The 13,714-nt window shown below is 32.7% G+C and carries 12 protein-coding genes; all 12 read right to left on the bottom strand.

The features are described 5' to 3' along the window. Window positions 1-165: 165 nt before the first annotated feature. The gene (gene licT / locus FYJ58_RS06205) at window positions 166-1,002 is read right to left on the bottom strand and encodes a BglG family transcription antiterminator LicT (protein ID WP_154518813.1); all 837 of its coding nucleotides are present in this window, start codon (window positions 1,000-1,002) and stop codon (window positions 166-168) included. A 276-nt stretch (window positions 1,003-1,278) separates the two neighbouring features. Further along, window positions 1,279-1,845 (bottom strand): MATE family efflux transporter, encoded by a 567-nt coding sequence (locus FYJ58_RS06200; RefSeq protein WP_235912576.1) that lies wholly within the window; start codon window positions 1,843-1,845, stop codon window positions 1,279-1,281. An 872-nt stretch (window positions 1,846-2,717) separates the two neighbouring features. Beyond that, a complete protein-coding gene (locus FYJ58_RS06195; RefSeq protein ID WP_154518809.1) occupies window positions 2,718-3,809 on the bottom strand; it encodes a hypothetical protein in 1,092 nt (363 codons plus the stop codon). Between the two features lie 22 nt (window positions 3,810-3,831). Further along, window positions 3,832-4,272: a dUTP diphosphatase gene (locus FYJ58_RS06190; RefSeq protein WP_154518807.1), complete on the bottom strand. Its 441-nt coding sequence runs from the start codon at window positions 4,270-4,272 to the stop codon at window positions 3,832-3,834. Window positions 4,273-4,306: 34 nt separating this feature from the next. Beyond that, window positions 4,307-4,837, bottom strand: coding sequence for an anaerobic ribonucleoside-triphosphate reductase activating protein (gene nrdG / locus FYJ58_RS06185; RefSeq protein ID WP_154518805.1), 531 nt, complete (start codon window positions 4,835-4,837; stop codon window positions 4,307-4,309). A 151-nt stretch (window positions 4,838-4,988) separates the two neighbouring features. Continuing rightward, a complete protein-coding gene (nrdD, locus tag FYJ58_RS06180; RefSeq protein WP_154518803.1) occupies window positions 4,989-7,115 on the bottom strand; it encodes an anaerobic ribonucleoside-triphosphate reductase in 2,127 nt (708 codons plus the stop codon). 132 nt (window positions 7,116-7,247) lie between these two features. Then, the gene (gene hydG, locus FYJ58_RS06175; protein ID WP_154518801.1) at window positions 7,248-8,666 is read right to left on the bottom strand and encodes a [FeFe] hydrogenase H-cluster radical SAM maturase HydG; all 1,419 of its coding nucleotides are present in this window, start codon (window positions 8,664-8,666) and stop codon (window positions 7,248-7,250) included. Window positions 8,667-8,697: 31 nt separating this feature from the next. Further along, complete coding sequence (locus FYJ58_RS06170; protein WP_154518799.1) at window positions 8,698-8,949, bottom strand: TM1266 family iron-only hydrogenase system putative regulator; 252 nt, start codon at window positions 8,947-8,949, stop codon at window positions 8,698-8,700. 295 nt (window positions 8,950-9,244) lie between these two features. Next, complete coding sequence (locus tag FYJ58_RS06165) at window positions 9,245-10,075, bottom strand: RNA polymerase sigma factor region1.1 domain-containing protein (protein ID WP_154518797.1); 831 nt, start codon at window positions 10,073-10,075, stop codon at window positions 9,245-9,247. 446 nt (window positions 10,076-10,521) lie between these two features. After that, window positions 10,522-11,601 carry an A/G-specific adenine glycosylase gene (gene mutY / locus FYJ58_RS06160; RefSeq protein WP_235912572.1) on the bottom strand — a complete coding sequence of 360 codons (1,080 nt, stop codon included), beginning with the start codon at window positions 11,599-11,601 and terminating at the stop codon, window positions 10,522-10,524. Window positions 11,602-11,615: 14 nt separating this feature from the next. Then, window positions 11,616-12,134, bottom strand: a complete 519-nt coding sequence (locus FYJ58_RS06155; protein WP_154518793.1) for a GNAT family N-acetyltransferase — start codon at window positions 12,132-12,134, stop codon at window positions 11,616-11,618. Between the two features lie 309 nt (window positions 12,135-12,443). After that, complete coding sequence (gene pepT, locus FYJ58_RS06150; protein ID WP_154518791.1) at window positions 12,444-13,661, bottom strand: peptidase T; 1,218 nt, start codon at window positions 13,659-13,661, stop codon at window positions 12,444-12,446. Between the last annotated feature and the right edge of the window lie 53 nt (window positions 13,662-13,714).

The raw sequence follows: 13,714 nt of genomic DNA, 5'->3' as shown, positions 1-13,714 counted from the left end.
TTCTTGTTACCTTTTTATAATTAAGTGATGAACTATGTCCTTCACTATAACTCATTTCAATAGAAAAAGACCGAGAAAACAAAGGCGTCTGCTCTGCTTTCTTCGGTCTTGCCTGCATTACCAGTCACAATCCAAAGGATATCCACTATCAATATAATTTCTATTCTAAGATTCTGTAATAATTCTCCTTAAATGTACTGTGAGAAATATCATCTCTTCTTCTGTAATTCTTTTATGATATGTCTCTTCCACAAAATTCCGAATCTGCTCTGCACATTCATATTCTTTTACAAAATGCTCCCGGACCATTTTTTGAAATGTCATATCATCATCTTTCGTAATCTTATTTTGAAATACTCTTTGACCAAAGTATTTTAAGTGTGTAATAAAACGGTCAAAGTGTAATGTATCTTTTTTTAATTCTTTCTTATAATAACATTCTACAATTTCAATAATACTTTGAATCATCTCTGTAATACTAACCATATTGCACATATCGGTATCTAATTCCGCATTTACAATATGCAATGCTATAAAAGCTGCTTCATCACAAGATAGCTCTACAGACAATCTCTCTTTTATGATCTCAACTGCATTCAGACCAATTTCATATTCCTTTGGATAGAAGCTCTTTATCTCTGATAAAAGTGCATTCTTATATTCCAGATTTTGATTCTTTCTCTCGATCGCAAAACTGATATGATCGGTTAGTGTGATATATATATTGTCATTTAAACGTCTTGTAAGTGATTGCTTTGCATAATCTATAATATCTGTACATGTGCTGACATATTCAAGTGGAATCTCTTCTAATAACTCCTGCAACTTACTTGATACTTCTTTATCAGCAATTCGATATACCTTTTCCACTTTCTCTTTATCAATACAATCTCTTTTCTTTTTCTGAAACCCAATTCCAAGACCTCTTAAAATAATCTCTTTACCATTGGAATCAATAGAACATACTATATTATTGTTAATCACTTTTGTAATCTCATACATTCTACTGCCCTCCTAATGTCCTATTAACTACACAATTTTATAAATAAAAAAGACCTGCCCTGTAGATTCTCTCAACTACTAAGACGGTCTTGCCTGCATTACCAGTCACAATCCACGTGATTATCTTGCGTTATTTCTATTAACTTGTTCACATAATAACATTTTTTTCTTATGCTGTCAAGCAAAATAATCGTTTTATTAGAAAAATCGTCCAAAAATATTCTAGGCTTTTTGTACTAGTATAGTCTTTTTGCACTATTTTATTCGTTTCTCATTTTATTTTTTATATACTTTTATCACTTTTCTATACTTCAAATAAGATCCGATTCCAAGTAAAAAATATGTAATTCCTAATCCAACGTATGTTCCATAAAGTTGTAAATTTGTATACGTTGTAAAATAATATATTATGATACAAGACACACAGGAAATTCCAGTCGAATAAATAAACACCCATTTTTCTCGTTCAACTCCCTGTAAGCAATATTTAAATATTTGATTTCCTATATTAAATATCTGCATTCCCAAAGCAACAGGAAGTATTCTCTTTGTAAATTCTATTAATGTAGTATCATTGGTAATAATACCACATACAGATTCTGAAAAAAAAGAAAAAAGGATAGCAATTGTCAAAAATATACCAATACAGCATTTTATAGAAATTTTAGGAAATCTCTGTAGTTTTACAAATTCCTTTTTGGAATAAGACTGTCCGACTAACATCAATGTTGCACCAGAATATGCATATACAGGCATAAATGCAAATGCAACTATACTTTCAATCAGATTATAGGCAGCCGCATAATATACTCCCATACCGGTTACAAATGAAGTTATAATCATCACAAATAGTGTTGATTCTACAAAATCCTGTCCCAATAGTGGAACATATAGTTTTACTAATCAATAACCTTTCTTTCCACTTAACTGTCATTTAAAATTTATATCCTTTATCTTTCAATAGCAAACAATAAAATATTATATCATTTACTATATAATGTCAATTTTATTGATTTTCCAATTCTATTCAGAACAAAGTGGACAAGTCCACCTCAACTCCCTGTATCCCTCACTTCCTATAAAGCAAAAAAAGTGCCTGCCTTCCATTTATTAAAGACAAGCACTTTCAATTCTCTTCATTATTCATAATTTACTTTTCTGGCGGTTTATACCTTACCTTTCTTAGATTTGTTTTTATATTTTATCATTACTTATGTTTTTGGTGGTCCATACCTCTTACTTTCGTCGTATTTTAATAAGTTCTATAAAAGTTTTGATTCATTACTTAATTTTCTGGTGGTCTGTACCTCTACTTTCTTCTATCTTGTTTATTATTTTTTTATCTTTTGTACTTCAGATTGTTTTTCTTCCGTACTTTAGATTTAACTTATGTTTTTGGTGGTCTGTACCTCTTACTTTCGTCGTATTTTTCTTTGGTTCACTTTTATAAATTTTCTTTTGTTTCTTATTGTATCATCCTTTATCTTTTGTTTCTACTCTTCTTCGAGTAGCCTCTATATATGTAAACGTTTCATATAGAGCAATGTTATTGGAAATTAACTTTATCGATTTTAAGGAGATACTGTTCTGAAATATCCATTGGAATCAGCCTCTCTTTTCTTTTTTTGTGTTTCTTTGTTTTTGTTTATGATTTTATTATAGTATAAGTTTTTTATTTTGTCAATACTATTTTTATATTTTTATCACATATTCTGTTATCTGATTTTTCCATCTCTAATTGTCTGATTTTTTAGCATTTCTTCTGCCGTAATATGATATTCCTTTCTTTTTTCCTTATAATAATCACCATATTCCGCTGTTATCAACTTTGCCTCAACAAACTGTTCAATCAAACGATGAAATTCATATTCTTCTTCGTCCTCGGCAATTGCCGTGACTATCATCCGAATCCTTTGTCTGTATTCTTCCAAATCAATCACTCTATCTTGTAATAAAATATTGGACTTATAGGCTAATTTGAAATAAGGACTAATTCTTGTCGATTCCATAATTTTATCTTCCACACTAAATTCCAGTTCTAAAATATCAAATAAATTTCTCGCAGAAGTATTGGTAACTTTTAATTTTGGTCCAATAACATATAAATTTTTATACTTTCTTTTTTGTTCCTCATGTATTTTTTCATAATAATTAGGAAGGTAAGGGGAAAATAGACTAGCAATATACGATGGTTTTTTCATTTCTTCATAATCATCCTTATTTTTTACCAAAACTCCTCTTTCGTAATAAATATCCTTGATTTCTTTCAACGGAATTGAAAGAAATCGAGGCTTTTCTTCAATTAATAAAATAGATAAACACTTTTTATTTTTCCATATATATGCGGGACATTGTCTTATTCGAAAGCATGCACAGCTATCAATCATAATTTTTCTGTACTCTTGCTTTACTTTATACTTGCGAAATAATTGTTCTAACTCTTTTTCTCCATAATTGTCATATATCGTTTCTTCGCTCTTTCGTTGATCGGCAGGCTTTCTAAATTCTATCTCTTTTTTCTTTGTTTCTTCTATTACCGGCTCGGACAGCAAAGTAAGAGCCTCTGTCACTTTCTCCTTCTCTTCGTTCGAATCGAAATTATCTACTTTGTCCTGTAACGTATAATTTTGCAATAAAATTCCGGTAATTACCCCTACCAAAACAGATATAGCTCCGTATAAAAGAGATAATTTCATTACAGCAGCAACTGCAAAACTAATCGTTGCTACTGTACCGCAAAATACAGAAATGATAAAAAAAATCGTTTTTTTATCTCCATATAAAAAAGTGTTTATCCATTTTTTCATGCAAATAGCCCCCGTTTACTAATTATTTTACGCCAGTACTTCCAATTCCGCCTCTGTTTTCATTTTCCAGTGTTTCAACCTCTTCAAACACAATCTGTGGTTGATGTTTTTGAATTCTGAATTGGCAGATTCTATCATTTACATTTATCTCCGTATCTCTCATTGCAAGTGCCGGCATCATGAAAATATCATCATTTCCGCAATAAGTTTCATCAATGACACCCATATGGTTTGTCTGTATAATTCCAAAATTTTTGTAAGTTGAACTTCTTGGGACAATAACTGCCTCATATCCGGCTGGTAATTGCATTGATATTCCTAAGCTGATTAATTTAAATTCACCTTTCTTTAATACAACATGCTCAGCCGCTCTTAAGTCAATCCAGTCACTTTTACCTCCAATATACTCTAGCTTACTAATTTCTTCAGAATGATATTTAATTTTAATTGTTTTTGTTTCCATTTTATTCTCCTTATGCTTTATTCTTTCTTGTAAATTAATCGTTTGAGCCTTCCCAAAACACAATTTTTCCCTGCTCTAAACTTTCTTTAACTTTAATTGTTCTCTGATTGGAAGAACCTTTAAACCGCAGATTTAAATTCTTTAGTTCTTCTTTGAATTCTCCATCGACTAAAATATCAATATAACTTAACATCTCTTCTGTATGTTCCCATTGTCCTATCATACGTCCTTTAATATCTTTTTCAAAATCATATCCTGTAAAACACCAAATTGTTTTTTCCGGATATGTTTCCCTTACTTTTTTCAAAAATGGTGTCAATGCCTCTTGGTTTACCCGTTCAAATGGCTCTCCACCTAACAGTGTAAAACCTGCAATATAATCCGGCTTTAAATAATCTAACAGTAACTTTTCTGTTTCCTCAGTAAACGGTTCTCCATATTTAAAATCCCATGTTTCTTTGTTAAAACAACCTTTGCAATGATGAGTACATCCACTTACAAATAAAGTTACCCGAAGACCCGGCCCATTGGCAACATCCATTTTCTTTATTCCTGCATAATTCATGTTATATTATTATCCTTGTATAATATATTTAGATTGATAACGGCAACCTATAACCGTTCTTTATTTTTTGCAATAAATGCTTTCTAAATAATAACTCTACATGATAAAAAAGGATGCAACTACATCCTTTTTTATCCGTTTCTCTGACCTGTTACAGATGAAGTACTCTTGAATTGATTTCTTTTGTCTTTCCTACATTCCAGAAATTTTCTCCAAGATAACCACAAGTTCTTCTTGTAACATTCATTTTTGAATGGTCTTTATTATGACATTGTGGACACTCCCACTCTAAATCGTCATTTATTATAATTTCACCATCATATCCACATACATGGCAATAATCGGATTTTGTGTTAAACTCAGCATATTGAATATTATCATAAATATATTTTACAACTTCTTCTAATGCCTCTAAATTATTTTTCATATTCGGAATCTCAACATAAGAGATTGCACCACCAGAAGAAATAACCTGAAATTGTGCTTCAAAATCAAATTTACGCAACGCATCTATTTCTTCTCTTACATCAACATGGTATGAATTCGTGTAATATCCTTTATCTGTTACATCCTTTATTACGCCAAAACGTTTTCTGTCAATCTCCGCAAAACGATAGCATAAAGATTCTGCCGGTGTACCATATAAGCCAAAACCAATTCCTGTTTCCTTTTTCCATGTATCTGTTGCCTCACGAAGCCGTTTCATAAGACGAAGTGCAAATTCCGTTCCTTTTGGCTCTGTATGACTTACACCTGTCATTAGTTTTGTTACTTCATATAAACCGATATATCCAAGGGAAATCGTAGAATACCCGTTATGCAACAGCTTATCAATCTTTTCCCCCTTTTTCAGCCTTGCAATTGCACCATACTGCCAATGGATTGGACTTACATCAGATAATGTTCCCTCTAGGGCATGATGTCTGCACATTAAGGCTTCAAAACATAGAGCAAGACGTTCTTCTAATAACTGCCAGAATACTTCTTCGTCTCCTTCTGCTAAAATTCCAATCTGAGGAAGATTGATACTTACAACACCCTGATTAAATCGTCCCTCGAATTTATAATTGCCATTTCCATCTTTCCATGGAGTCAAAAAGCTTCGGCATCCCATACAGCTGAAAACATTTCCTTCATAATTTTCACGCATTTTTTTAGCAGAAATATAATCCGGATAAAGTCGTTTGGCAGAACATTTTACTGCAAGCTTTGTAATATAATCATATTTTCCGCCTTTTAAACAATTATGTTCATCTAATACATAAATAAGTTTTGGGAAAGCTGGTGTAATATATACACCCTTTTCATTTTTAATTCCCTCCAGACGCTGTCTTAATATTTCCTCAATAATCATTGCATTTTCTTCAATATATTCATCATCTTTATCTAAATTTAAGAACAACGTTACAAATGGAGATTGCCCATTTGTCGTCATCAATGTATTAATCTGGTATTGAATCGTCTGAACACCTGATTTTAACTCATCTCTTAGTCGATCCTCTACTAATTGTTCAATTACAGATTCCTCCAGTATCCCTTCATATTTTTGGTTATACTGTTTTCTATATTTTTCACGACTCTTTCGTAAATATTTTCCTAAATGTTTTACGTCAACCGACTGTCCGCCGTACTGACTACTTGCTACTGCTGCAATTACTTGGGTTACTACTGTACATGCTACCTGAAAGCTTTTCGGACTCTCAATTAATTTTGCATTCATGACTGTGCCATTATCAAGCATGTCACCAATATTAATTAAACAGCAATTAAAGATAGATTGTAAAAAATAGTCTGCATCATGAAAATGAAGAACCCCTTCTTCATGTGCTTTTGAAATCTTTTCTGGTAATAAAAGTCGTTTTGTTAAGTCTTTTGAAACTTCTCCTGCAATTAAATCTCTTTGTGTTGAAGCAATAATTGCATTTTTATTGGAATTTTCTTCCATGACAGCTTTATTGTCATTTCGAATCAAACTCATAATAGATTCATCCGTTGTATTGGATTTACGAACTAACTCTCTTGTATAACGGTAGATTATGTATGTCTTTGCTAATGCGAACTTACCTTCTGCCATTAACTTTTGTTCAATAATATCTTGAATATCTTCTACATTAATTGTATCTCTTTTTAAAGATTCAATACTCCCTATGATATCCTCCATCTTTTCTTCAGACAATTTTTCAAAGTCTTCTACCTCTACATTTGCCTTACGAATAGCTGATAATATTTTATTTCTATCATAGTCTGTAATTCTTCCGTCTCGTTTGATTACCTTCATTGTTTTCTTCCTTTCCAGTGATTTCTCATTGCACATTATAGCATAAAGAATATTTAATGTCTACTAAATATAGTTAGGATTTTTTTACCAGTACAATATATAGTGTTTGCTGTTAATTTAAAGAAACTTTGATTAAAATCTGAAATCTCGCTCCCCAGATGCTATTTTTTCCATACGCTGCTTTGCTGTTTCATAAACTTTCGGATTTGTAATATGTCTTAATTCTTCTTCTATTACTTTTTCACCTTTTTGTTTTGTATCATCTGAAGCATAATCTTCTAAGTATTCTTTTAAAGTCATTAATGCATTTGGCTGACAACAATTTGCAATCTGACCGGATTTTACCAACTTCATAAAACGGTCACCGGTCCTTCCCTCTCTATAACAGGCTGTACAAAAACTTGGAATATATCCTCCATCTAAAAGCCAGTTAATAACTTCATCCAGTGTCCTTGTATCTGATGTGTCAAACTGTGCAGAATTTTCCTCATCGGATTCCTCCTTTACATAACCACCCACACTAGTACGGGAACCTCCACTAATTTGAGATACTCCTACTTTTAACACACGTTCTCTACATTCTTTTGTTTCTCTTGTAGAAATAATAATTCCTGTGTATGGAACCGCAACACGAAGCACTGCAACAATTTTTTCAAATATATCATCTGATATTGAATTGCTAAAATTGTCCGGATTAATATCATCCGCCGGACGAATTCTTGGAACGCTGATTGTATGGGGACCTACCCCCATTGCCGCCTCTAAGTGTTCCGCATGCATTAAAAGACCTACAAAATCATAACGGTACATATTAAGACCAAATAACACACCGATTCCGACATCATCTATGCCGCCCTCCATTGCCCGGTCCATTGCTTCCGTATGATACGCATAATTATGTTTTGGTCCTGTTGGATGCAGTTTTTCATAGTTTTCCTTATTATATGTTTCTTGAAACAAAATATAAGTACCGATTCCAACTTCTTTTAATTTACGGTAATTTTCCACTGTTGTTGCCGCTATGTTTACATTGACACGGCGGATTGCACCATTTTTATGTTTTATTCCATAAATTGTCTTAATACTTTCTAATACATATTCAATTGGATTATTAACAGGATCTTCTCCCGTTTCTAATGCAAGTCTTTTGTGTCCCATATCCTGTAATGCGATAACTTCCTCTTTAATCTCATCCTGTGTCAGTTTTTTACGGCATATTGTCTTATTTTTTGCATGATAAGGACAATACACACAGCCATTGACACAATAATTGGATAAATATAGTGGCGCAAACATGACTATTCGGTTTCCATAAAATTTTTGCTTTATTTCTTTAGCCAGTTCAAATATTTTCTGGTTTTCTTCCGGCAATTCACATTCAAGCAGTACTAGGGCTTCACGATGATTAAGCCCCTTACAGACCCTCGCTTTCTCTATAATTTCATGAATCAATTTTTTATCATTTTTATGCTTAGCAGCATACTCGATTGTGTCTAAAATCTCCTTATCATCAATAAACTCCTCTGCTTTTTTTGACATTACATCATACATATTTTGTACCCCTTTCTCTTAATCGTTTTGTTTACTGACTCGTTTTAGAAAGTATAGATTTCACGCTTACTCCTTTTAACATTCCAAGTTTGCCGGAAAGTGAATTAATGGTATCTTCTTTCGCATCTAAAACAACAGAAATAATATTGATTCCCCTTTCCCGATATGGAACTCCCATTCTTCCTATAATATAAGAACCATACTCATGAAGTAATTCATTTACCTGTTCTGCATATTTCGTATCCTCAATAATAATACCAATTAGCGCAATCCTAGTCTGCATATAGATGCTCTCCTTTCCAACTTGTACTCCCTTTATTAAAATCCTTAAAAATACTAAAAAAAATGCATACTCCGTTCTGGGTATGCAAATAAAAGCTACTAATATAGCTTAAAATTTCATTTTTGCTCTTTCTCTCAGGACGTACCTATAGGATTCAGAAAAATATACTTTTTAAGAATGTCCAAACATATAGGCTTACCTATATATTCCGACCATTCCTACTATAGGATACGTCGGGTAGATTCCTTTGTCAATAGACGGATTTTTTTAGTCCGGTTTTCGTAAGAAATTTATTTTATTTAATTTTGGGTGCTTTTTTCACCTGAATTTTCGAATGTTTTTCCTCTCCTTCACCAATTTTAATCGCATCCAAAGATAAGTTTAAAATGTCTTTAATCTCATTTTCTTCTATTTTAGTATAATCAGCTAATTCCTTTAAAGTAGCAACTCTTCCCAAATCTTCTGCCAAAAATTTAGCAGCCTCGCTAATCAGATTTGTCTTTGCAAGAACCGTACTTTCCCAATCATTTTCTGTCATAGATTCGTCAATCATATGTTCCATTGCTAAAAGAACCGATTCTTTTAAATATAAAGCCCCATCTATTGCTTCTTTTTTGCCGCAAAGACTTTCAATTCCACCTAATAAACCAATATTGCCCTCTTGAATTAAATCTTCGATTAAAACATTTTTATCTTTATAATTTTTCGCCAGCTCTACTACCTTAATTAACCATCCTTCTGTCAAACGCTTCTTTGCATATTCTTCGCCATTTATAAGTGCCATAAGAAGTTCTATTTCTTCCTGTTCTTCTAACGCTTCAATATCTGCTAATTCCTGCAAATACATATTGAGATAAATGGAATTCTTGCTCTCAATTTCTTTGCTTTCCTCTGAATCTTCCTGTTCTTTCTCTTCTGCTCCCTGTTGCTTTGGAACATATAAAAATCCTTTTACTTTAATATTATTTTCTGAAAGATATTGATAGATATGGTCATAATGTTCTTCTTCTAATTCTATATCAGAAAAATACTGCTTGATCTCGTCCTGTGAAATGGTATTCTCCTGTGTTTTTGCAATCTCAACAATCGAAGTAAGCATTTCTATAAATTTTCCTTTATCTAGCATAATAATTCCATTTCCTTCCTCATTCTATTTTATTATTGCAAATATGCTATCATAGTATTTCAAGGCTGTCAACGAATCCTGTTTTCATTTTGTACATTAATGGACATTTTATGAATAACATTTTCACAATTTTTTCAAACTTTTTACATACTCTATACATATTTATTTTTTATAATAAATTACATCAAAAGGAACAACCCTTTTTAATAATACATTTGTTTTTTTCATAACCCGGGCATGTTATTTTATAATAACATGCCCCCTCCTCTTTTATAGACAATATTTCAGTTTTTAAATTCACAATATTTTCATACTTTTAACATACTCTGAACATATTTTTCTCTTAGAATAAGTACTATAAAAGGAACTCCCCTTTTAATAATACATTTGTTTTTTTCATAACTTTGGCAGGTTATATCACCCATATAACCTGCCTCCTCTCTTTTCTAAATCTTTTGTTTAAATGCTCCAAAAGCGGTAGGAAGTGCATAATTCTCAAATAATTCTTTTTCTGTCACCCATACAAGATCTTCCATGAAAATTGCCTGTTCTTTTTTTATTTCCTTTATCTTTATTTTATATCCAAGCATATGCCATTCTACATGACTAAAAGTATGTTTCGCCTCACCAAGCAATTCCATTTCATATTCTAAAATTCCTTGTTTCTCTAAAAATCTTTCTACTTTTGAGATTGAATACATTTCCTCTACATTTGGAAATTCCCACAAATTTGCCAGTAATCCTTTTTTGGCTCTTTTGTGAATTCCATATCTACCATTCCACTCAAAAACAAACACTGTCTTTTTTTCTATCTTTCTTGCTTTTTTCGATGGTTTTACAGGAAGCTCCATTATTATATTTTTTTCATAAGCAATGCACTTTTTCTGTAAAGGACATTTCTCACACAATGGTTTTCCATTTGGAATACAGACAATCGCTCCCAGTTCCATCAAGGCCTGATTGAATGCTCCGGCCTTATTATATGTACTTCCTGTTTCATTTTGCGGCATTATTTTTTTTAATTCTTCTTCTAATTCTTTCTTAACACTTGCCTTTGTAATATCGTCATAACTTCCCGCTAACCGTTTTGTCACACGGAGTACATTTCCATCAACTGCAGGTTCCGCAATCCCGTAAGCCTGTGATGCAATCGCACCTGCCGTATAAGAACCGATTCCCGGAAGACTAATTAATTCTTTGTAATCTTTTGGAAGTTCTCCATTATACTGCTCCATGATTTGAACAGCTGCTTTTTTTAAATTTCTTGCCCGATTATAATACCCCAGCCCTTCCCAAAGCTTCATTAATTTATCATCTTCCACCGTTGCTAATGACTCTATCGTTGGAAGTTCTGCTAAAAAACGTTTAAAATATTCTTTCACAGCTTCTACCCTTGTCTGCTGTAACATAATTTCAGAAATCCAAACATAATAAGGAAGTGGATTTCTTCTCCATGGTAAATCTCTTTTTTCTTTCTCAAACCAAAGGAGAATCTCATCCACTATAATCGAATAATCATATTTCATTTTCATGTCCCTGCTTACTCATAAAATTCCTTGGCATAGACAACCGTTCCTGCTATGTTCTCTAAGCCATGTTCTGTTAACTCAATTGCCATATAGTTCTTATCCGGCACGTCAAATGGTGCCACTATATGAAATAAACTCGCCGGCTGATAACCAGATTTTTTATAATACTCATGATGTCCTAATACAATGCACCCCTTATATCCCATTGAAACTGCCCGTTTATGCCCTTCCTTTATCAAACGCTTTCCAATCCCCTTATTCTGCATATCAGGATGAACAGCCAAGGGAGCAAGAGCAAGTAATGTTTCTTTGTTCACACTAACCTTAGTGAATAAAATGTAACCGATAATTTTTTTATCTTTTTCAGCAACCAACGATAACTCCGGAATAAAAGAATCGCTCTCTCTAAGACGATTTACTAAATTCTGCTCATCATGATCCGAATGTTCTACTGTTTCAAAAGCTTTTTTTATTACCTTATACACATTATCCCTGTCTTCTCTCGTTTCCTGACGAATGATTGTTCTCATTATATCTCACTCCCATTCTTTTTCATTGTATCTGAATATCAAATCTTATGGTTTCATTATACACATAAATTTTCAATTAGACAATTCCCCACTTTATTCCAGTGCAAAAATTATTGTGTTATATTTTTATTTTTTGTATAATCTGTATACCTATTTTTCTTCAAAACTTGGTGCGAATCTCCTAGGATTTTTATGTTCACTTGACATTCGCACCAAACTTTTCTTACACTTATTTTGACAGATTTTGTTTTATCTTACAAGTATTTTTATAGCAATTTTATATTTAATTTTTTTAATTATTTTGATTTCTTATTTCGCATATTCTTTTATAATTCCTAAAATGATATCGACGCACTTATCCATACCTTCTACTGTCACATGTTCATAAGGTCCATGGAATGCATAGCCTCCAGTTCCTAAATTTGGGCAAGGAAGACCCATAAAGCTTAGTCTTGCACCGTCTGTTCCTCCACGCTCTGCTACGGTAATTGGTTCAATTCCCATTTCGTCTATTACTTTTTTTGCTGTTTCCACAATATGGAAGCATGGACGAATTTTTTCTTCCATATTTCTATATTCTTCTCTTATTGATAACTGTACCGTTCCTTCTCCATATTTCTCATTGATTACTTTTTCAATTTGACGCAAAGTATGAAGTCTTGCTTCCATCATATTACTGCTATGATCTCTTACGATATATTCCATATGTGTTTTTTCCACATTCCCACTCATCTCACATAAATGATAGAAACCTTCATATCCTTCCGTATGTTCTGGAACTTCGGCTGCCGGAAGCATGCCATTAATCTCCATTGCAACAAGCTGTGCATTAATCATTGTATTTTTTGCACTTCCCGGATGTACATTAAAGCCATTGATATCAAATAGAGCCTCATATGCATTAAAGTTTTCGTATACGATTTCTCCTTCTTCTCCACCATCTACTGTATAAGCAAATTCTGCTCCGAAGCGTTCTACATCAAAGTGGTCTGCTCCTGCTCCAACTTCTTCATCCGGTGTGAATCCAATACAAATTGTTCCATGAGGAATATTCTCATTTTGAATCTTTTCTATTACCGTCATAATTTCTGCGATTCCGGATTTATCGTCAGAGCCTAAAAGTGTTGTACCATCTGTAGTAATTAATGTTCTTCCAGTTAATTTTTTTAAATGCGGAAATGTATCCACACTCAATACTCTTCCACTTGTTCCCAATACAACATCTTGTCCGTCATAATTTTCAATAATCTGAGGTTTAATATTCTCACCACAGAAATCCGGTGCAGTATCCATATGGGCAATAAAGCCAATCTTTGGTTTGTCCTCCATCCCTTCTGTTGCCTGCAATGTACCATAAACATAGCACAACTCATCTACACTTGCATCTTCTACCCCGAGTTCTTTCAATTCCTTTACTAACTGATTTGCTAAATCAAACTGACACTTTGTTGTTGGCGTTGCTTCACTCTTGTCATCACTTGCTGTTGCCACTTTTACATAGTTTAATAAACGTTCATAAGCTCTCATTTCTAATTTCTCCTGTTCTTTTTCTTTAATATAGAGGTCAAAAAATGTTCTAT

It is taken from the genome of Velocimicrobium porci (assembly GCF_009696045.1).
GTDB classification, from domain to species: domain Bacteria; phylum Bacillota; class Clostridia; order Lachnospirales; family Lachnospiraceae; genus Velocimicrobium; species Velocimicrobium porci.
The sequence above is the reverse complement of the archived record's forward strand: the minus strand, read 5'-3'. Positions and strand labels throughout refer to the sequence as shown.

Bases quoted from the DNA above. Each gene is read 5' to 3' on its own strand.
- licT (WP_154518813.1), bottom strand. From the start codon at position 1,002: ATGTATGAGATTACAAAAGTGATTAACAATAATATAGTATGTTCTATT.
- FYJ58_RS06200 (WP_235912576.1), bottom strand. From the start codon at position 1,845: ATGATTATAACTTCATTTGTAACCGGTATGGGAGTATATTATGCGGCT.
- FYJ58_RS06195 (WP_154518809.1), bottom strand. From the start codon at position 3,809: ATGAAAAAATGGATAAACACTTTTTTATATGGAGATAAAAAAACGATT.
- FYJ58_RS06190 (WP_154518807.1), bottom strand. From the start codon at position 4,272: ATGGAAACAAAAACAATTAAAATTAAATATCATTCTGAAGAAATTAGT.
- nrdG (WP_154518805.1), bottom strand. From the start codon at position 4,837: ATGAATTATGCAGGAATAAAGAAAATGGATGTTGCCAATGGGCCGGGT.
- nrdD (WP_154518803.1), bottom strand. From the start codon at position 7,115: ATGAAGGTAATCAAACGAGACGGAAGAATTACAGACTATGATAGAAAT.
- hydG (WP_154518801.1), bottom strand. From the start codon at position 8,666: ATGTATGATGTAATGTCAAAAAAAGCAGAGGAGTTTATTGATGATAAG.
- FYJ58_RS06170 (WP_154518799.1), bottom strand. From the start codon at position 8,949: ATGCAGACTAGGATTGCGCTAATTGGTATTATTATTGAGGATACGAAA.
- FYJ58_RS06165 (WP_154518797.1), bottom strand. From the start codon at position 10,075: ATGCTAGATAAAGGAAAATTTATAGAAATGCTTACTTCGATTGTTGAG.
- mutY (WP_235912572.1), bottom strand. From the start codon at position 11,601: ATGAAATATGATTATTCGATTATAGTGGATGAGATTCTCCTTTGGTTT.
- FYJ58_RS06155 (WP_154518793.1), bottom strand. From the start codon at position 12,134: ATGAGAACAATCATTCGTCAGGAAACGAGAGAAGACAGGGATAATGTG.
- pepT (WP_154518791.1), bottom strand. From the start codon at position 13,661: ATGAGAGCTTATGAACGTTTATTAAACTATGTAAAAGTGGCAACAGCA.